Origin of the sequence: Agromyces sp. GXS1127, from assembly GCF_050565425.1 — a bacterium.
Taxonomy (GTDB): Bacteria; Actinomycetota; Actinomycetes; order Actinomycetales; family Microbacteriaceae; genus Agromyces.
The window spans coordinates 143,004-161,702 of record NZ_JBOCIG010000002.1 but is presented as its reverse complement, the minus strand read 5'-3'; the positions used below and the strand labels follow the sequence as shown (position 1 = coordinate 161,702).

The 18,699-nt window shown below is 73.3% G+C and carries 17 protein-coding genes; 15 read left to right on the top strand and 2 right to left on the bottom strand.

Translation table 11 applies throughout. The features are described from left to right. Positions 1-34 precede the first annotated feature (34 nt). The 10 genes from ACQ393_RS03755 (at position 35) to ACQ393_RS03710 (ending at position 11,847) form a co-directional block, all read left to right on the top strand. Positions 35-1,003 (top strand): AAA family ATPase, encoded by a 969-nt coding sequence (locus tag ACQ393_RS03755; protein WP_430645484.1) that lies wholly within the window; start codon positions 35-37, stop codon positions 1,001-1,003. Continuing rightward, positions 1,000-2,367: a DUF58 domain-containing protein gene (locus ACQ393_RS03750; protein ID WP_430645483.1), complete on the top strand. Its 1,368-nt coding sequence runs from the start codon at positions 1,000-1,002 to the stop codon at positions 2,365-2,367. Before ACQ393_RS03755 ends, ACQ393_RS03750 begins: the two co-directional genes overlap by 4 nt. After that, positions 2,364-4,658, top strand: a complete 2,295-nt coding sequence (locus ACQ393_RS03745) for a transglutaminase-like domain-containing protein (protein ID WP_430645482.1) — start codon at positions 2,364-2,366, stop codon at positions 4,656-4,658. Before ACQ393_RS03750 ends, ACQ393_RS03745 begins: the two co-directional genes overlap by 4 nt. Positions 4,659-4,745: 87 nt before the next feature. Continuing rightward, on the top strand, positions 4,746-5,345 hold the full coding sequence (locus ACQ393_RS03740; protein ID WP_430645481.1) for an FHA domain-containing protein: 600 nt from the start codon (positions 4,746-4,748) through the stop codon (positions 5,343-5,345). Positions 5,346-5,467: 122 nt separating this feature from the next. After that, on the top strand, positions 5,468-6,946 hold the full coding sequence (gene leuC / locus ACQ393_RS03735; protein ID WP_430645480.1) for a 3-isopropylmalate dehydratase large subunit: 1,479 nt from the start codon (positions 5,468-5,470) through the stop codon (positions 6,944-6,946). Positions 6,947-6,948: 2 nt separating this feature from the next. After that, positions 6,949-7,566 carry a 3-isopropylmalate dehydratase small subunit gene (gene leuD / locus ACQ393_RS03730; protein WP_430645479.1) on the top strand — a complete coding sequence of 206 codons (618 nt, stop codon included), beginning with the start codon at positions 6,949-6,951 and terminating at the stop codon, positions 7,564-7,566. Then, positions 7,567-8,937 (top strand): UDP-N-acetylglucosamine 1-carboxyvinyltransferase, encoded by a 1,371-nt coding sequence (gene murA / locus ACQ393_RS03725; RefSeq protein WP_430645478.1) that lies wholly within the window; start codon positions 7,567-7,569, stop codon positions 8,935-8,937. A gap of 7 nt (positions 8,938-8,944) precedes the next feature. Beyond that, positions 8,945-9,721 (top strand): lysophospholipid acyltransferase family protein, encoded by a 777-nt coding sequence (locus ACQ393_RS03720; RefSeq protein ID WP_430645477.1) that lies wholly within the window; start codon positions 8,945-8,947, stop codon positions 9,719-9,721. After that, complete coding sequence (locus ACQ393_RS03715; protein WP_430645476.1) at positions 9,714-10,847, top strand: NAD(P)H-dependent glycerol-3-phosphate dehydrogenase; 1,134 nt, start codon at positions 9,714-9,716, stop codon at positions 10,845-10,847. The genes ACQ393_RS03720 and ACQ393_RS03715 overlap by 8 nt, the downstream gene beginning before the upstream one ends. Continuing rightward, the gene (locus ACQ393_RS03710; protein ID WP_430645475.1) at positions 10,747-11,847 is read left to right on the top strand and encodes a D-alanine--D-alanine ligase family protein; all 1,101 of its coding nucleotides are present in this window, start codon (positions 10,747-10,749) and stop codon (positions 11,845-11,847) included. Before ACQ393_RS03715 ends, ACQ393_RS03710 begins: the two co-directional genes overlap by 101 nt. Before the next feature lie 11 nt (positions 11,848-11,858). On the opposite strand, the gene ACQ393_RS03705 is transcribed toward ACQ393_RS03710, so the two are convergent. Next, on the bottom strand, positions 11,859-12,389 hold the full coding sequence (locus ACQ393_RS03705) for a DUF3515 family protein (protein WP_430645474.1): 531 nt from the start codon (positions 12,387-12,389) through the stop codon (positions 11,859-11,861). A gap of 25 nt (positions 12,390-12,414) precedes the next feature. On the opposite strand from ACQ393_RS03705, the gene thiL reads away from it, so the two are divergent. Continuing rightward, entirely contained in the window at positions 12,415-13,413 is a 999-nt protein-coding gene (thiL, locus tag ACQ393_RS03700) for a thiamine-phosphate kinase (RefSeq protein WP_430645473.1), read from the top strand. On the opposite strand, the gene ACQ393_RS03695 is transcribed toward thiL, so the two are convergent. Then, positions 13,383-13,985 (bottom strand): RsmD family RNA methyltransferase, encoded by a 603-nt coding sequence (locus ACQ393_RS03695; RefSeq protein WP_430645472.1) that lies wholly within the window; start codon positions 13,983-13,985, stop codon positions 13,383-13,385. The genes thiL and ACQ393_RS03695 overlap by 31 nt on opposite strands. A 48-nt stretch (positions 13,986-14,033) precedes the next feature. On the opposite strand from ACQ393_RS03695, the gene ACQ393_RS03690 reads away from it, so the two are divergent. Genes ACQ393_RS03690 through ACQ393_RS03675 form a run of 4 tightly spaced genes read left to right on the top strand, consistent with a single transcriptional unit; the run spans position 14,034 to position 18,699 of the window. Then, entirely contained in the window at positions 14,034-14,963 is a 930-nt protein-coding gene (locus ACQ393_RS03690; RefSeq protein ID WP_430645471.1) for a hypothetical protein, read from the top strand. Beyond that, entirely contained in the window at positions 14,960-17,152 is a 2,193-nt protein-coding gene (locus ACQ393_RS03685) for an ATP-dependent DNA helicase RecG (protein WP_430645470.1), read from the top strand. The genes ACQ393_RS03690 and ACQ393_RS03685 overlap by 4 nt, the downstream gene beginning before the upstream one ends. 51 nt (positions 17,153-17,203) lie before the next feature. After that, a complete protein-coding gene (gene coaD / locus ACQ393_RS03680; RefSeq protein WP_400999166.1) occupies positions 17,204-17,695 on the top strand; it encodes a pantetheine-phosphate adenylyltransferase in 492 nt (163 codons plus the stop codon). A 29-nt stretch (positions 17,696-17,724) separates the two neighbouring features. After that, positions 17,725-18,699: an AAA family ATPase gene (locus ACQ393_RS03675; RefSeq protein ID WP_430645804.1), complete on the top strand. Its 975-nt coding sequence runs from the start codon at positions 17,725-17,727 to the stop codon at positions 18,697-18,699.

Below are 18,699 nucleotides of genomic sequence, written 5' to 3'. Positions count from 1 at the left end.
CCCCGCCTTGAACGTACGACTCGAAGGAACGAACATGACCGTGACCCAAGACCAGGCCAGCTGGTTCCAGGACGCCTTCTCGAAGCTCGTCGACAACGTCGACCGCGCGATCCTCGGCAAGCGCGACATCATCGAGCTCGTCGTGACGGCGATGCTCTCGGAGGGGCACGTACTGCTCGAGGACTTCCCGGGCACCGGCAAGACCGTGCTCGCGAAGGCGCTCGCGAACACGCTCGACGGCACCCACTCGCGCATCCAGTTCACGCCCGACCTGCTGCCGTCGGATGTCACGGGCGTGACGATCTACGACCAGGGCAAGGGCCAGTTCGAGTTCCACCGCGGCCCGATCTTCGCGTCGATCGTGCTCGCCGACGAGATCAACCGCGCCAGCCCGAAGACGCAGTCGGCGCTCCTCGAGGTCATGGAGGAGGGGCGGGTCACGGTCGACGGCGTCGGCTACGAGGTCGGCAGCCCGTTCATGGTCATCGCGACGCAGAACCCGGTCGAGCAGGCCGGCACCTACTCGCTGCCCGAGGCGCAGCTCGACCGCTTCCTCATCAAGACCTCGCTCGGCTACCCCGACCACGACACGGCCGTGACGCTGCTGCTCGACTCGGCGAACCGTGCGCGCGCGTCGAAGGTGTCGCCGATCATCGCCTCGAGCTCGGTGACGACCATGGCACGGCTCGCCGCCGAGGTGCACGTGGATGCCGCGGTGCTCTCGTACCTCAACCAGATCGTCTCCGCGACCCGCGACCACCGGGACTCGGCGCTCGGCGTCAGCATGCGCGGCGCGCTCGCGCTCGCGCGCGCGGCGAAGACCTGGGCGATCTCGCGCGGCCGCACCTACGTCACGCCCGACGACGTCCGCGAGCTCGCCGTGCCGGTGCTCGCGCACCGCATCATCGTCGACCCCGAGGCCGAGTTCGCGGGTGCGACGGCCGAGGAGATCGTGCGCAAGGTGCTCGTCGAGATCGCGCCCCCGGCGTACCGCGCGGCATGACGGGCGGCATCGACGCGCCCGCGTCGACGCCGCCCGAGCCGGCGGCGCCGGCGCCCGACGCACCCGCGCGGCCGCCGCGTTCGGCGCCCCGCACGCCGTCGCAGTCCCGCATCGCGTTCCGGTCCGCCGGACGTTCGCTCGCGGCATCCGCTCGCTCGCTCTCGAACGGCCTGCGTCGCGCCGGTCGGGCCGTGGCCGCGTTCACCGCGCCCGTCACCGGGGTGATCTCCCCGGTCGGATGGCTCGTGCTCGCCGCGAGCCTCGTCGCGCTCGCGCTCGCGTGGCCGCTCGGCTGGATCGAGCTCGCGTTCGTCGGGGCGACGCTGCTCGCCGCGCTCCTCGTCGCGATCCCCTTCGCCTTCGGGCGGATGGCGTACCGCGTCGAGATCGAGCTCCAGCCGCACCGAGTGGTCGCGGGGGAGCGCGCACTCGGCCGGCTCGTCGTGCAGAACGCCGGCGACGCGGCATCCGTGCCCTCGCAGCTCGAGCTGCCCGTCGGCAACGGCCTCGCCGAGTTCGTCATCCCCGCGATCTCCGCCGGCGGCGAGCACGAGGAGCTCTTCGCGGTGCCGACGCAGCGCCGCGCGGTGATCGTGGCCGGCCCCGCGGCATCCGTCCGCGGCGACCAGCTCGGGCTGCTGCGACGGGAGGTGCGCTGGACCGACCCCGTCGAGCTGTTCGTGCACCCCGTCACGGCTCGACTGAAGCCCTCGGCGGCGGGCCTCGTGCGCGACCTCGAGGGCGAGATCACGAAGACCATCACCGCCAACGACATCTCGTTCCACGCGCTGCGCGCGTACGAGCCGGGCGATGCGCTGCGCAACGTGCACTGGCGGACGTCGGCGCGCACCGGCCAGCTCATGGTGCGCCAGTACGAGGAGACCCGGCGATCGCAGCTGCTGCTCGTCCAGCCGACGAGCGCCGAGCACTACGCCTCCGAGGAGGAGTTCGAGCTCGCGGTCTCGGTGCTCGCCTCGCTCGGCGTGCAGGTGATCCGCGATGCCACGCGGCTCGCGGTCGCCACCGACCGCCTGCGGCTCGGCACGGCGACGCCGACCGCACTGCTCGACGACACCTGCCGGATCGAACCGCTCGAGCAGCCCGCCGCGCCAGTGCGCGACCTGGTCCGCGAGGCCGGCCGCCGGATCCCCGCGCCGAGCGTGCTCATCGTCGTCGGCGGCTCGCGCGCGCCGCTCGCCGAGTTCCGCGCCGCCGAGACCGTGTTCGGCTCGGACACGCAGGTCATCGTGTTCCGCACGGAGGTGGGCGCCGCGTCGCGCATCCGGCGCGTGGGGGAGTCGACGATCGTCACCGTGGGCTCGCTCGACGAGCTGTCGCGCCTCGTGAGGAGGGTCCGCCCGTGAACCGGATCCCGCGCAGCGCCCTCGTCGACCTCGGCGTGCTCTCGGCGCTGTCACTGCTCGCGATCGCCGGGTACGAGACGAGCTTCGGCGGCCTCGACTTCCTCGCGGCCGCGCTCGCCGGCATCGTCGTCGGCACGCTCGCCGCGGTGCTCGGCACGCTGCTGCGCCTCAACGTGCTCGTGACGGTGCTGCTCGGCATCGTTCTCTACTTCCTCGTCGGCACGCCCTTCGTGATGCCCGGCGAGGCGTTCCTCGTCGTGCTGCCGACCCTGACCTCACTCGCCGGGCTCGCCGTCGGCGCCGTGTACGGCTGGGCCGACATCCTGACCATCGCGGCGCCCGTCGAGGCGCCCGACTACGTCGCCGCCGTGCCGTACGCGGCCGCCGCGGTCGTCTCGCTCGTCGGCGGCCTGCTCGTGCTGCGCTGGCTCCCCGGCCGGCGCACGCCGCTCCGCGCGGCGGTCGTCGTCGTCGGGCCGGTATTGCTGTTCCTCTCCGGCATCCTGCTCGGCACCGACCAGGCGTTCCTCGCCGCGGCCCGCGGCGTCGCGTTCGCGGCGATCGCGCTGACCTGGATCGCCTGGCGCCGCGGCGCGAGCGTCGAGGCCGGCGGCGACGGCGCAGCGCGCCTGCGGCGCCGCAAGGTCACGGGCTCGGCGATCGTGGTCGCCGGCGCCGTCACCGTCGGCGCCGTGGCCGGCCTCGCGGTCGCACCCGTCGCACCCGATCGCTTCGTGCTGCGCGACCAGGTCGTGCCGCCGTTCGACCCGCTCGAGTTCCCGAGCCCGCTCGCCGGGTACCGCGAGTACACCAAGGACCTCGCCGAGTCGCCCGTGTTCCTCGTCGCCGGGCTCGAGCCCGGCGACACGCTGCGGCTCGCGGCGATGGACTCCTACAGCGGACGCCTCTGGAACGTCGCCGGACCCGAGGACGCCGCCGCCGACGGCGGGTACTCGATCGTCGGCTCGACCCTTCCCGCTCCCGAGCTCGCCGACCTCGGCGGCTCCCGGTCGATCGAGGTCGAGGTCGGGGCGTACTCCGACGTGTGGCTCCCGACGGTCGGCTACGGGTCCGAGCTCGACCTCCTCGACCGCGGCTCGGTCGAGCGGGCGGGCGACCTCCGCTACAACCCCGCAGCGGGCACCGCGGTGCTCACGAGCGGCGCCGCCGAGGGCACGCGCTACCGCCTCGAGGCGCGCGTGCAGGTGCAGCCCGAGGACTCCGAACTCCTCGAGGTCCCGGTCGCCCGGCTCGAACTGCCCGTCGTCGAGAACCTGCCCGACGTGGTCGCCGCCAAGGCCGAGGAGTACGCGGGCGAGGCCGCGAGCCCGATCGAGCAGCTGCGCGCCGTCGAACGCGCATTGAAGACGAACGGATTCCTCAGCCACGGCCTCGCGAGCGACGCCGTCGCGTCGCGGGCCGGCCACGGCGCCGACCGCCTGATCGAGCTCTTCACGCGGAGCCGGATGGTCGGCGACGAGGAGCAGTACGCCGCGGCGATGGCCCTGATGGCCCGCCACCTCGGCTACCCGTCGCGCGTCGTCATGGGCTACGCGCCTGAGGTCGCCGAGGGCGCCGGCACGGTCGAGGTGCTCGGCGAGGACGTGACGGCGTGGGTGGAGGTGCCCTTCGAGGGCGTCGGCTGGATCGCGTTCCAGCCGACCCCGGACAACGTCGACGTGCCCCAGGAGCAGACGCCGAAGCCGAAGTCCGAGCCGCAGCCGCAGGTGCGGCAGCCCCCGCGCGCCGAGCAGGCCGAGGACGAGCTGCTGACCACGACCGAGATCGACGACACCGACGACGAGGACCGCGATCGCCCGTTCCAGCTGCCCACCTGGGCGTGGGTCGTGATCGCCTCGATCGGCATCCCGGCGGTGCTCCTGCTGCTGCCCATGCTCGTCGTCGCGATCGCGAAGCGCCGGCGCCGCGCCATCCGCCGCCGGCGCGGCACCGGCGACCGGCGGGCCGCCGGCGCGTGGGAGGAACTCGTCGACCGCTACGCCGAGCTCGGCTTCGAGCCGCCCGAGCGCGCGTCGCGCCTGCAGACCGCGCGGGCGCTCGAGCGGCAGCTCGACGAGCAGGGCCTCGGCGACGTCCGCGTCGCGGGTCGCGCGCCGCTGTCGATGCTGGCCGCGACGGTCGACCGCGACGTGTTCGGCGGCGACGAGGTCGGCTCGGCGTCCGTCGAGCGACGGTGGACCGAAGCGGATGCCGCGGCCGCGGCGGTCGCGGCGGCCGCCGGCCGGGTGCGTCGGCTCGTGGCCCGGTACCGGCTCCGCCGTCGTCGGTGAGGCGCGAGCCTCGCCCGTGCACCGTGACGTCGGCGACGCCGTCGATGACGCCGGGTCACGCGCGCCGCGCGGGTTAAGGTGGTGGGCGTGAGCGAGCCGGACTTCATCGTGCCCCCGCCGGGGCTCGTGCCCGGCGCGCCCGAGCACGGCCGGCCCGACTCGGCCGAGGGCACGGTGCGAGCCGAGCGCGCGCTTCCGGCGTTCCGCCCGCCGCCCGGCATCCGTCCGCCGTCCGCCCTGCCGATCGCGTCGCCGTCGTCGGTCGCCCCGTCGGCGTCGCCGTCGACCTCGTCGTCGGCGATCGCACCGCCCGCACCGGCGGCGCCCGCCTCGTCCGCGACCGGCCCGTGGCGCCTCCGCAGCGCCGACGGGATCGAGTTCCCCGTGCTCGATCGCGTCGTGGCCGGGCGCGATCCGAAGCCGCCGGCCTGGCTGCAGCGCGCGACCGTCGTGACCGTCCCCGATCACACCCGATCGATGTCGAAGACGCACGCGCTCCTCGAGGCGCGCGATGGCCGACTCGTCGTCACCGACCTCGACTCGACGAACGGCGTCCGGATCTGGCCGGAGGGCGCCGAACCCACCGACCTCGAGCCCGGCGTGCCCGCCGAGGTGCCCCTCGACGCGGTCGTCCTGCTGGGCGATGTCGCCTTCCTCGTGGACCGGGCGCCCGCCGACTCGGTGTAACCTGTGGGCATGCGTGCTCGGCGACTTCTCCTTCGCTGCCGCGGCGGGGCCCATTCCTGAGGCCTTCCCCGCCGCGGAGTCCGTCGACGGCCCGATCACCCTCCCGAAGGAAGACGTACCGCATGAACGAGAGCACCCCGACGACGTCGCGTCCGCGCACCCTGGCCGAGAAGGTCTGGGACGCCCACCTGGTCAAGAAGGGCGAGGACGGCACGCCCGACCTCATCTACATCGACCTTCACCTCGTGCACGAGGTCACGAGCCCCCAGGCCTTCGACGGCCTCCGGATGGCCGGTCGCCCCGTGCGCCGGCCCGACCTCACGATCGCGACCGAGGACCACAACACCCCGACGCTCGACATCGACAAGCCCATCGCCGATCCCACGAGCCGCACGCAGATCGAGACCCTCCGCCGCAACGCCGCCGAGTTCGGCATCCGCCTGCACTCGCTCGGCGACACGGAGCAGGGCATCGTCCACGTCGTCGGCCCGCAGCTCGGGCTCACGCAGCCCGGCATCACCGTCGTCTGCGGCGACAGCCACACCTCGACGCACGGCGCCTTCGGCGCGATGGCGTTCGGCATCGGCACGAGCGAGGTCGAGCACGTGCTCGCCACCCAGACGCTGCCGCTGAAGCCCTTCAAGACCATGGCGATCACGGTCGAGGGCACGCTCCGCCCCGGCGTCACGGCGAAGGACATCATCCTCGCCGTGATCGCGAAGATCGGCACCGGCGGCGGACAGGGCTACGTGCTCGAGTACCGCGGCAGTGCCATCCGCGCCCTGTCGATGGACGGCCGCATGACCATCTGCAACATGTCGATCGAGGCGGGTGCCCGCGCCGGCATGGTCGCGCCCGACGAGACCACGTTCGAGTACCTCAAGGGCCGCGCGCACGCGCCGCAGGGCGAGGACTGGGACGCGGCGGTCGAGTACTGGCGGACCCTGCCGACCGACGACGGTGCCGTCTTCGACGCCGAGGTGTTCATCGACGCCGATGCGCTCGAGCCGTTCGTGACCTGGGGCACGAATCCCGGCCAGGGCGTCTCCCTGAGCGACACGGTGCCCGACCCGGCCGCCATCGACGACCAGCACGAGCGCGCCGCCGCCGAGCGCGCGCTCGAGTACATGGACCTCGAGCCCGGCACGCCGCTCAAGCAGATCCCCGTCGACGCGGTGTTCATGGGCTCGTGCACGAACTCCCGCATCGAGGACCTGCGCGCGTTCGCGTCGATCATCGAGGGCCGGAAGAAGGCCGACGGCGTGCGCGTCATGGTCGTGCCGGGATCGGCGCGCGTGCGGCTCGAGGCCGAGGCCGAGGGCCTCGACAAGGTGTTCGAGGCGTTCGGCGCCGAGTGGCGCTTCGCGGGCTGCTCGATGTGCCTCGGCATGAACCCCGACCAGCTCGCGCCCGGCGAGCGCTGCGCGTCGACGTCGAACCGGAACTTCGAGGGCCGGCAGGGCAAGGGCGGCCGCACCCACCTGGTCTCGCCGCTCGTCGCGGCCGCGACCGCCGTCCGGGGCACGCTCTCGAGCCCGTGGGACCTCGAACAGGATGGCGCGGCCGAACCGGTCGGCGCCGGCGCGAAGGGCGGCAACTGACCATGGAGAAGTTCAGCACCGTCACCGGCGTCGCCGCACCGCTGCGCCGATCGAACGTCGACACCGACCAGATCATCCCCGCGGTGTTCCTGAAGCGCGTCACCAAGACCGGCTTCGACGACGCGCTCTTCTCGGCATGGCGGCAGGACCCGGAGTTCGTGCTGAACCAGCCGGCCTTCGCCGGGGCCGAGATCCTGATCGCGGGGCCCGACTTCGGCACCGGCTCGAGCCGCGAGCACGCCGTGTGGGCGCTGCGCGACTACGGGTTCAAGGTCGTCGTGTCGAGCCGTTTCGGCGACATCTTCCGCGGCAACTCGGGCAAGCAGGGCCTGCTCGCCGCGCAGGTCGCGTACGAGGATGTCGAGCGCCTGTGGGAGGCCATCGAGGCGCAGCCGGGAATAGCCGCGACGGTCGATCTGGTTGAGCGTACGGTGAGCATCGGGAGCCTCACCGTCGCCTTCGATATCGATGACTACACTCGGTGGAGGCTGCTCGAGGGGCTCGACGACATCGGGCTCACCCTCCGGGACGAGCAGGCCATCTCCGACTTCGAGGCGACTCGGGCGGGGTGGCGGCCGACGACGCTCCCCATCCGGGAGCCGGCAGAGACAGGGAACTGAGTGAACACACTCGTGGATGACGCGAAGCAGCACGGCACGGCGGTCGGCCTCGAGGTCGACCGCATCACGATCAACGGTGGCAAGCCGCTCCGCGGTCGGATCGAGCTGAAGGGCGCGAAGAACCTCGTCACCAAGGCGATGGTGGCGGCGATCCTCGGCGACACGCCGAGCGTCCTGAAGGACGTCCCCAACATCAGCGACGTGCGCATCGTGCGCGGGCTGCTCGAGGTGCACGGGGTCACCGTCACCGAGGGCGCCGGACCCGACGAGCTGGTGCTCGACCCCTCCGCGGTCGAGTCGGCGCACATGGCCGACATCGACGCGCACGCGGGCTCGAGCCGCATCCCGATCCTCTTCTGCGGGCCGCTGCTGCACCGCCTCGGCGAGGCGTTCATCCCCGACCTCGGCGGCTGCCGCATCGGCGACCGCCCGATCGACTACCACCTCGAGGTGCTGCGCAACTTCGGCGCGATCGTCGAGAAGCTGCCGAGCGGCATCCGCATGTCGGCGCCGAACGGCCTCAAGGGTGCCAAGGTGGCGCTGCCCTACCCGAGCGTCGGTGCGACCGAGCAGGTGCTGCTCACCGCGGTCCGCGCCGAGGGCATCACCGAGCTCTCCGGTGCGGCGATCGAGCCCGAGATCATGGACCTCATCAACATCCTCCAGAAGATGGGCGCCATCATCACGGTCGACACCGACCGGGTGATCCGCATCGAGGGCGTCGAGCGGCTGCAGGGCTACACGCACCGGGCGCTGTTCGACCGGAACGAGGCGGCGAGCTGGGCCGCGGCCGCACTGGCGACCGAGGGCGACATCTTCGTCGGCGGCGCCCGCCAGCCCGAGATGCTCACCTTCCTCAACATCTTCCGCAAGGTCGGCGGTGCGTTCGAGATCCAGGACGACGGCATCCGCTTCTACCACCCCGGCGGTGAGCTGAAGCCCGTGATCATCGAGACCGACGTGCATCCCGGGTTCATGACCGACTGGCAGCAGCCGCTCGTCGTGGCCCTGACCAAGGCCAAGGGCGTCTCGATCGTGCACGAGACGGTGTACGAGCAGCGCTTCGGCTTCGTCGACGCGCTCGTCGAGATGGGTGCGTCGATCGACGTGCACAAGGAGTGCCTGGGCGGCCGCCCGTGCCGGTTCGGACAGCGCAACTTCAAGCACTCCGCGGTGATCTCGGGCCCGTCGCAGCTGCACGGCGCCGACATCGAGGTGCCCGACCTGCGCGGCGGGTTCAGCCACCTCATCGCGGCGCTCACCGCCGAGGGGCGTTCGACGGTGTCGAACGTCGGCATCATCGCGCGCGGCTACGAGAACTTCATCACCAAGCTGGAGCTGCTCGGAGCGGACTTCGCGCTCGAAGGATAATGGGTCAGTGCCCCACCAAGACCCCGCCGTCGTGCCCTCGGTGAAACCCGGCGCCGAGAAGCGCCGTCCGTCGTTCTTCTGGCTGCTCGCCGCCCTGATCCTCCCGCTGTGGAGCCTCGGGGTGAAGTACCGCTTCCACCACCCGGAGCGGATGCCGCAGGCCGGCGCCTTCGTCCTCTCGCCCAACCACTACAGCGAGATCGATCCGCTCGTCATGGGTGTCGCGTCGTGGCACCTCGGCCGGCTCCCCAGGTTCATGGCGAAGGCGTCCCTGTTCACGAATCCCGTGCTCGGATGGTTCCTCCGCACGTCGGGCCAGATCCCCGTCGAGCGCGCGGGCAGCAGCAGCCACGCGGCCATCCGCGCCGCCGAGGAGCTCGTCGAGAAGGGCCGGATGGTCATCGTCTATCCCGAGGGCTCGCTCACGCGCGACCCGGACCTGTGGCCCATGCGCGGCAAGACCGGGGCGGTGCGCATCGCGCTCGAGCGCGGCATCCCCGTGATCCCCGCGGCGCACTGGGGCACGCAGCAGATCATGCCGCGGTACGGGAAGAAGCTGAGCTTCTTCCCGCGCAAGACGGTCGACGTGATCGTCGGCGAGCCGCTCGACCTGTCGGCGTACGAGGGCAAGCCGCTCGACCAGGCGACCCTCCTCGCCGCCACGAACGACCTGATGAACGCGATCGCGGCCCTCGTCGGCGAACTCCGCGGCGAGCAGCCGCCGGCCGAGCGCTGGGACCCGGCCAAGCACGGGCAGAAGGAGACGGGGCGCCTCGATGGCTAGGGCCGGACGCCGCGCGCCGGGCAAGCGCGTGGCCGTGCTCGGCGCGGGCAGCTGGGGCACGACCTTCGCGAAGATCCTCGCCGACGGCGGCGCCGACGTCATGCTGTGGGCCCGCCGGCCCGAGCTCGCACGCGAGATCCAGGAGGCCAAGCGCAACAGCGACTACCTCCCGGGTATCAACCTGCCGATCGGGCTGCGCGCCACGAGCCGGCTCGACCTGGCGCTCGCCGGGGCCGAGCAGGTCTACATCAGCGTGCCGAGCCAGACGCTCCGCCAGAACCTCATCGCCGCCGAACCGCACCTGCACGCCGAGGCGACCATCGTCTCGCTCATGAAGGGCGTCGAGAAGTCGACCGGTCACCGTATGAGCGAGGTCATCGCCGAGGTGCTGCCCATCGCCGAGTCGAAGATCGCCGTCATCTCCGGCCCCAACCTGGCGCTCGAGATCGCCAAGGAGCAGCCGACGGCCGCCGTGGTCTCGTCGTCCAGCCTCGAGACGGCGCAGGCCGTGGCATCCGTCTCACGGAACCGGTACTTCCACTCGTTCGTGAACACCGACGTGATCGGCACCGAGTTCGGCGGGGTCCTGAAGAACCTCATCGCGGTCGCCATCGGCATCGTCGACGGCGCCGGCTACGGCGAGAACACGAAGGCCTCGATCATCACCCGCGGCCTCGTCGAGATGACCGACTTCGCGGTCGCGTACGGGGCGCACCCCGACACGCTGTCGGGCCTCGCGGGTCTCGGCGACCTCATCGCGACCTGCCAGTCGCCGCTGTCGCGCAACAACACCGCCGGGCGCCTGCTCGGCCAGGGCTACAAGCTGCCCGAGGTCGTCAACCAGATGCAGCAGACCACCGAGGGGCTCGCGTCCGTCGGTCCGATCCTCGAACTGGCGCGCGCCAAGGGCGTCGAGATGCCCATCGTCGAGCAGGTCCGGCAGGTGCTCGCCGGAACGCTCGCACCCAAGGACATCGCGCCGCACCTCACGACCGACGACGAGCCCCAGGGCGAAAGGACGATGGATGGACAAGCTCAGGGTGGTTCTGCTCTTCGGCGGGCGCTCCAGCGAGCATTCGATCAGCTGCGCCACGGCGGCGGGGGTGCTCCGGGCGATCGACCGTGACCGCTACGAGCTGATCCCGGTCGGGATCACGCGCGACGGCGCGTTCGTGCTCGAGGCCGACGATCCCGACCGGTTCGCGCTGGACCCCGAGCACCTGCCGGAGGTGCACGACAACGGCACGCGCGTGCGCTGGCCCGAGTCGGCGGCCTCCCGCGAGCTGCACGTCGTGACGGCGAGCGGCGAGGAGGCGTCGCTCGGCGACGTCGACCTCGTGTTCCCGATCCTGCACGGCCCGTTCGGCGAGGACGGCACGATCCAGGGCCTCATCGAACTCGGTGGCCTGCCGTACGTCGGGTCGGGCGTGCTCGCGAGCGCGCTCGGCATGCACAAGCACTTCACCAAGACCGCGCTCGCGGCCGCGGGAATCCCGGTGGCGCCGTGGCGCACCGTGACCGCGCGGCAGTGGGCCGATAACCCGGCCGCGGTGCGCGCCGGCGCGGCATCCCTCGGCCTGCCCCAGTTCGTGAAGCCGGCTCGCGCCGGGTCGAGCGTGGGTGTGAGCAAGGTCTCGGATGCCGGCGACCTCGACCGGGCACTCGAGGTCGCGTTCGCCGAGGACGACACCGTGCTCGTCGAGTCCGCCGTGATCGGGCGCGAGGTCGAGATCGGCGTGCTCGGCGGTGCGCCGGGCGAGCGGCCGCGCGCCTCGGTCGCGGGCGAGATCGTGCTCACGGGCGACGGGTTCTACGACTTCGCGGCGAAGTACCTCGACGCGCCGGGCGTCGACCTCGTGTGCCCGGCCGACCTCGGCGACGGGCGCCTGGAGGAGATGCGCGACCTCGCGATCCGCGCCTTCGACGCGATCGGCGCCGAGGGGCTCGCGCGCGTGGACTTCTTCCTCACGGAGGACGGGTTCGTGGTGAACGAGCTGAACACCATGCCCGGCTTCACGCCGATCTCGATGTTCCCGCGCTGCTGGCAGGAGTCGGGCGTGACCTACCCCGAGCTGATCGACGAGCTCATCCGCGTCGGGCTCGCGCGGGGCGTCCGGGTGGGGTGACCGGGTCGGCGTCAGCCCGCGGTGGCCGGCTCCTCGGTAGCGGGGGCGAGGTCCTCGAGATCGGTGCAGCCGCCGTCGGCGGGGATCGCCCCGACCGCGCCCGACAGGTCGGCGATGGCCGTCGAACCTGCCACGGCGTCGTTGTCCACGACGACCTCGACCGCGGGCGTGCGTCCGTAGGTCGTGAACCGGTAGGTGGGGGCGTCGGACTCATCGATGATCCAGTCGACGTCATCGACGCTCACGCAGCGGAGGGTCGTCGGCCCGGGCGGCTCGACGCCGCAGCGGAGGAGCACCGCGGCCGGCGAGCCCCATGCCCCGGTGCCTTGGGCCGTCGTCTCGCGTGCGTCGAGACCGGCCACCTGGTCGGGCAGGCGGACGACGACCGAGGCGCAGTCGGGGTCGGCGGCGTCCGGCGCCGGATCGAACGGCACGGGCTGGCTGCAGGCGGCGAGGAGCGGGACGGCTGCGGCGGTGACCAGCGTGGCGGCGGCGAGGCGCGCACGGCGGGACCGGAGGCGGCCTGACGGGGGAGTCGACATCGTCGATCAGGCTACCGTGGGTGCCATGGAGCAGCCTGCACGCGCGTCCTCGCCCACCATCGGCGAACTCGGCGAGACCGCGACGCTCTCCCGGATCCTGCCGCGCCTCGAGCCGGGCGACGCCGCGCTCCTCGGCGCGGGGGACGACGCCGCCGTCGTGGCGGCCCCGGACGGGCGCTTCGTCGTCACGACCGACCTCATGGTCCACGGCCCGGACTTCCGCCTCGCGTGGTCGCGCCCGCACGACCTGGGCTGGAAGGCGGCCGCGACGAACCTGACCGACGTCGCCGCGATGGGCGCGCGGCCGACGGCCCTCGTCGTGTCGATCGCGGCGCCGCCCACGACCCCCGTCTCCCTGCTCGAGGGCATCGCCGACGGCCTGCGCGACGCGCTCGCCGCGCTCGCGCCCGGCGCGGGCGTCGTCGGCGGCGACCTCTCGGCGTCGGCCGTCCTCACCATCGCGGTGACCGCGTTCGGCGACCTCGAGGGGCGGGCGCCGGTCCTCAGGTCGGGTGCGCGGCCCGGCGACGTGCTCGCCCACGCGGGCGCGCGCGGCGACGCCGCGCGCGGGCTCAAGCTGCTCTTCGCGGAGGCGCGCGACGCCGACGGCGAACCGGATGCCGCCCTGGCCGATGCCGTAAGGGCGCGGCATCCGGACCTCGTGGGCGCCCAGCTCGCCCCGTCGCCGCCGGTCTCGGCTGGCGTCCTGGCCGCGCAGGCCGGGGCCACCGCGATGCTCGACGTCAGCGACGGGCTCGCGCGCGACGCGCGTCGCCTCGCCGAGGCGAGCGGCGTCGGGCTCGACTTCCACCGGGGCGCGCTCGGCGACGACCCGATGACGGCGCTGGCCGGGGGCGAGGACCACGGGATGCTCGCCACGTTCCCGCGCGGGACCGTCCCGCCCGCACCCTTCGAGGTGATCGGCGAGGTCAGCGGCGAGGCCGGTCGGCTCACACTCGACGGCGAGCCCGTCGACACGAGCGGGTGGGACCCCTACTCGGGCTGGGACGGCGGCGCGGGCTGAGCCGGGTCCGCCGCCGCGGTCGCCCACCACAGGGTCGTCTCGCCGTAGTCGCGGCGCCGCTCCGGCCGGATGCCGTCGGGCCACCGCGGCTCGGGCGATCGGCTGCTCCGCTCGACGACGACGGTCGCGTCGGCGGCGAGGAGCGGGGCGAGCAACGCCAGGTCGCGAGCGAGCTCGGCCTCGCCGAGGTCGTACGGCGGGTCGATGAAGGCGAGGTCGACGCCGCCGGCCGCGCCCTCGAGGTACGACGACACGCTCCGGGCGGCGACCGCGACCCGTGGCGCGGACCCGCGCCCGGCCTTCGCGAGGGCCGCCGCGTTGCGCCGGCAGACCTCCGCTGCGGGGCGCGCCTTCTCGACCAGCACGACGTCCGCCGCGCCGCGGCTCGCGGCCTCCAGTCCGAGCGCCCCCGAGCCGGCGTAGAGGTCGAGCACCGAGGCATCCGCGATGGCGTCGCGCGCCTCGAGCGCGGAGAAGATCGCCTCGCGCACGCGATCGCTCGTCGGGCGCGTGCCCGAACGGGGCACCGCGAGGGTGAGCGAGCCGGCGAAGCCGGCGATGATGCGCGTCATGTCTCGGGAGCATAACGGCCCGGCCTCCGGCGCTGCCATGATGGTGACGTGGATGATTCGACCGACGCCCTGCACGCCGATCCGTCCCACCACCGGGTCCAGGAGCAGCAGGCCATCGACCGGATATGGGACTTCGGCGACCCCGCGGCGAGCGAGGAGCGCTTCCGGGCCGCGGCCGCCGACGAGACGCTCACCCCGCACGGTCGCGCCGTGATGGCCACGCAGCTCGCGCGCGCCATGGGCATCCAGCGGCGCGAGGAGGAGGCGCTCGCCGTGCTCGCCGAGCTCGAGTCGGAGCTCGAGGCCGAGGCGCTGCCCGACGCCGTGTCCGAGGCCGCACCCGGCGAGGGCGAGGGCGAGGGCGCCGGCGCCGGCGACGGCCCGGACGACGGGGGAGCGGACGCCTCCTCCGTCGCCCGGACATCGGCGGAGGAGGCGGCCGAGCTCCGAGCACGCATCGCGCTCGAGCGCGGGCGGATGGCCGCGGCCGGCGAACGCCTCGACGAGGCCGTGCCCGAGTTCACCCGCGCCGTCCGCGAGGGCGCGCTCGGCGGGTCGACCTTCCTCGTGCTCGACGCGCTCCACATGCTCGCGCTGAACGACGTCGGGCACGAGGAGGAGTGGGCGGCCGAGGGCTTCGACATCCTCGAGGGCGTGCGCGACCCGCGGCTCAAGCGCTGGGGCGTCGCCCTCCACAACAACCTCGGCTGGACCAAGCACGACGGCGGCGACGCGCAGGCCGCGCTCTACCACTTCCAGAAGGCCGTCGACGCGGCCGACCGGTACGGCACCGCAGGGCAGCAGCACGTGGCCCGCTGGTCCGTCGGGCGGGCGCTCCGCACGCTCGGCCGTACCGAGGAGGCGCTCGAGATCCAGCGCGAGCTCGCGCTCGCCCGACCCGACGACCCGTACGTGCGCGCCGAGATCGAGGCCCTCGCGCCGCCGCCGACGGAGGCTGAGCCTACGATCGAGGCATGACGGCCGATCGCGTGGCGGAGGGAGTGCTGACCCTCGACAGCCGCCTCACCGGCGCGCTCGGCGGCCGCACGGCCCAGGCGCTCCAGCGCGCCTTCGGGTACACGACGGTCGGCGACCTGCTCGCCCACTACCCGCGACGGTACGCCGCGCGCGGCGAGCTCACTGCGCTCGCCGAGCTGCCGCTCGACGAGAACGTCACGATCGTGGCCGAGGTGCTCGAGGTGCGCGAGCGCACGATGCGGTCGCGCCGCGGCTCGATCCTCGAGGCGAAGATCTCCGACGGCACCGGCATCCTCACCCTGACGTTCTTCAACCAGAAGTGGCGCGCGAACGAGTTGAAGCCCGGCGTGCGCGGCATGTTCGCCGGCAAGGTCTCCGACTACCGCGGCGCGCGCCAGCTCGCGCACCCCGACTACCAGCTCTTCGACGACGACGCGGCCGTCGCGAGCGGGGCGGATGCCGCGGCCGTGCGCTGGGCGACGGCGCCCATCCCGATCTACCCGGCGACCGGCACGCTCTCGAGCTGGCAGCTGCAGACCGCGGTCGGCGTCGTGCTCGACGGGCTCGGCGCGGTCGACGACCCGATCCCGGAGCCGGTGCGCCGGGCACGCGGCATCCGCTCGCACCGGGAGGCGCTCGAGGGCGTGCACCGACCCGAGCGCGACGAGGACTGGAAGGCCGCGCGACGCACGCTGCGCTTCACCGAGGCGTTCGTGCTGCAGACCGCGCTGCTCGAGCGCCGCGCCGCGGCGCGCGCCCACGAGGCCGTGCGGCGCGAGCCGCGACCCGGCGGCCTCCTCGAGCGCTTCGAGGCGTCGCTGCCGTTCGAGCTGACGGAGGACCAGCGGGAGGTCGGCGGCGAGATCCTCGCCGACCTGGCCGCGCCGGTGCCGATGAACCGGCTGGTGCAGGGCGAGGTCGGCTCGGGCAAGACGGTCGTCGCGCTGCGGGCCATGCTCGCCGTCGCCGAGTCCGGCGGCCAGTCGGCGCTGCTGGCCCCGACCGAGGTGCTCGCCGCGCAGCACCTGCGCTCGATCGCGAAGATGCTGGGCCCCGAGCTCTCGGCGGAGCTCATGCCGACGCTCGTGACCGGGCAGCTGCCGGCGGCGGAACGCCGGAGGGCCGCCCTCCGCGTCGCCGCCGGCCAGTCGCGCATCGTCGTCGGCACGCATGCGCTGCTCGGCGACATGACGACCTTCGCCGACCTCGGCCTCGTCGTCGTCGACGAGCAGCACCGCTTCGGCGTCGAGCAGCGCGAGGCGCTGCGCCTCAAGGGCCGCCATCCGCACGTGCTCGTGCTCACCGCGACGCCGATCCCGCGCACGGTGGCGATGACGGTGTTCGGCGACCTCGACGTGAGCACCATCCGGCAGCTGCCGGCCGGCCGGGCCGGCATCGAGACCCACCTCGTGCCGCTCGCCGAGCGGCCCACCTGGCGCGCCCGCGTCTGGGCGCGCCTGGCCGAGGAGCTCGCACAGGGCAGGCAGGGGTTCGTCGTCTGTCCGGCCATCGAACCGAAGGTGGCGGAGGACGACGGGGAGCCCGCCGAGGGCGAGCCCGCCCAGGGCGCGGGCCCCGCGGCCTCCGTCGCCTCGGTGCTCGCCGAGCTGCGGGCGCTGCCCGCCCTCGCGGAGGCCCGGATCGCGCCGCTGCACGGGCGAATGTCGGCCGACGAGAAGGACGAGACGATGCGCGCCTTCGCCGCGATGCAGCTCGACGTGCTCGTCGCCACGACCGTGATCGAGGTCGGCGTCGACGTGCCGAACGCGAGCACGATGGTCGTCGTCGACGCCGACCGGTTCGGGGTGTCCCAGCTGCACCAGCTGCGCGGGCGCGTGGGCCGGGGCAGCGTGCCCGGGCTCTGCCTGCTCGTCTCGCACGCCGAGGCCGGCAGCGTCGCGCGCGAGCGCCTCGAGGCGGTCGCCGCGACGCTCGACGGCTTCGAGCTCGCCCGCGTCGACCTCGAGCTCCGCCAGGAGGGAGACGTGCTCGGCGCGGTCCAGTCCGGCGGTCGGTCCTCGCTGAAGCTGCTGCGCGTCGCCCGGGACGGTGACCTCATCGCCGACGCCCGCGACGCGGCGGCCGAGCTCCTGGCCGGCGACCCGAAGCTCGCCGGGCACCCCGCGCTCGCGGCCGCCGTGACGCGGCGCCTCGACGACGAGACGAGCGAGTACCTGAGGAGGGGCTGAGACTCTCGGGCACCCCTCCCGCAGCCCCCATCGCGCACTACGCTGGCACGTATGCAGCGGATCGCCGTCGTCCCAGGATCATTCGACCCCGTCACGCGCGGCCACCTCGACGTGATCGAGCGGGCCGCCGGCCTCTACGACCAGCTGCACGTCGTCGTCGTGCACAACCCCGACAAGTCCGCCCTGCTGCCGATCGCGCAGCGCGTCGCGCTCATCGAGCAGTCGATCGCCGACGCGCACATCCCGGGCGACATCGTCGTGGCCTCCTGGAGCATGGGGCTCCTCGTCGACTACTGCACCGACGTCGGCGCGTCGGTGCTCGTCAAGGGCATCCGTTCGCAGGTCGACGTGGGCTACGAGACGCCGATGGCGATCGTGAACCGGCACCTCGCGGGCGTCGAGACGGTCTTCCTCCTGCCCGATCCGGCGAACGCGCACGTGTCGAGCTCGCTCGTGCGGCAGGTGTCGGCGCTGGGCGGCGACGTCGCGCCGTACGTGCCGCGATCGGTGGCCGAGTACCTGCAGGGGGCGATGCGGCCGTGAGCGAGACCGAGGGCGCCGTCGCCACCGCGATGGGCATCGACGAGGTCGGCGATCGCGCCGCGACGATCGTCCGCAACGTCGAAGCGGTCATCAGCGGCAAGCGCGAGGCGGTGACCGCGGCGCTCACCGTCCTGCTCGCCGAGGGCCACCTCCTCATCGAGGACGTCCCCGGCGTCGGCAAGACCATGCTCGCCAAGGCGCTCGCACGCTCGGTGGACTGCACGGTCAACCGCATCCAGTTCACGCCCGACCTCCTGCCGAGCGACGTCACGGGCGTGTCCGTCTTCGACCAGGTCTCGCGCCGGTTCGAGTTCAAGCCGGGACCGGTGTTCGCCAACCTGGTCATCGGCGACGAGATCAACCGGGCGAGCCCGAAGACGCAGTCTGCGCTCCTCGAGTGCATGGAGGAGCGGCAGGTCACGGCCGACGGCACGACCTACCGCCTCGAGCAGCCGTTCACCGTCGTCGCGACGCAGAACCCCGTCGAGATGGAGGGCACCTACCCGCTGCCCGAGGCGCAGCGCGACCGGTTCATGGCGCGCATCTCGATGGGCTACCCGGCGACGGCCGACGAGCTGGCGATGCTCGCGCAGCGCGAGACCGCGAGCCCCCTCGACTCGCTCGAACCCGTCGTCACGCTCGCCGAGCTCCGGGCCATGATCCAGACCGTGCAGCGCGTCTTCACGTCGGAGCCGGTGAAGGAGTACGCCGTCGAGCTCGCGCGCGCGACGCGCGAGGACCGCCAGCTGCGACTCGGGGCGAGCCCCCGGGCGACGCTCCAGCTCATCCGCGCCGCGAAGGCGCATGCCGCGATGCACGGGCGCGACTTCGTGCTCCCCGACGACGTCGATGCGCTCGCCGTCCCCGTGCTCGCCCACCGCCTCGTGCCGACCAGCCGCGCCGTCGGCGGGCACGACCACGACGGCGGTCCGCTCATCGACCAGATCGTGCGCCGGATCGTCGCCGAGACGCCGGTGCCCGTCGGCAGCGCGCGGAGGGAGTGA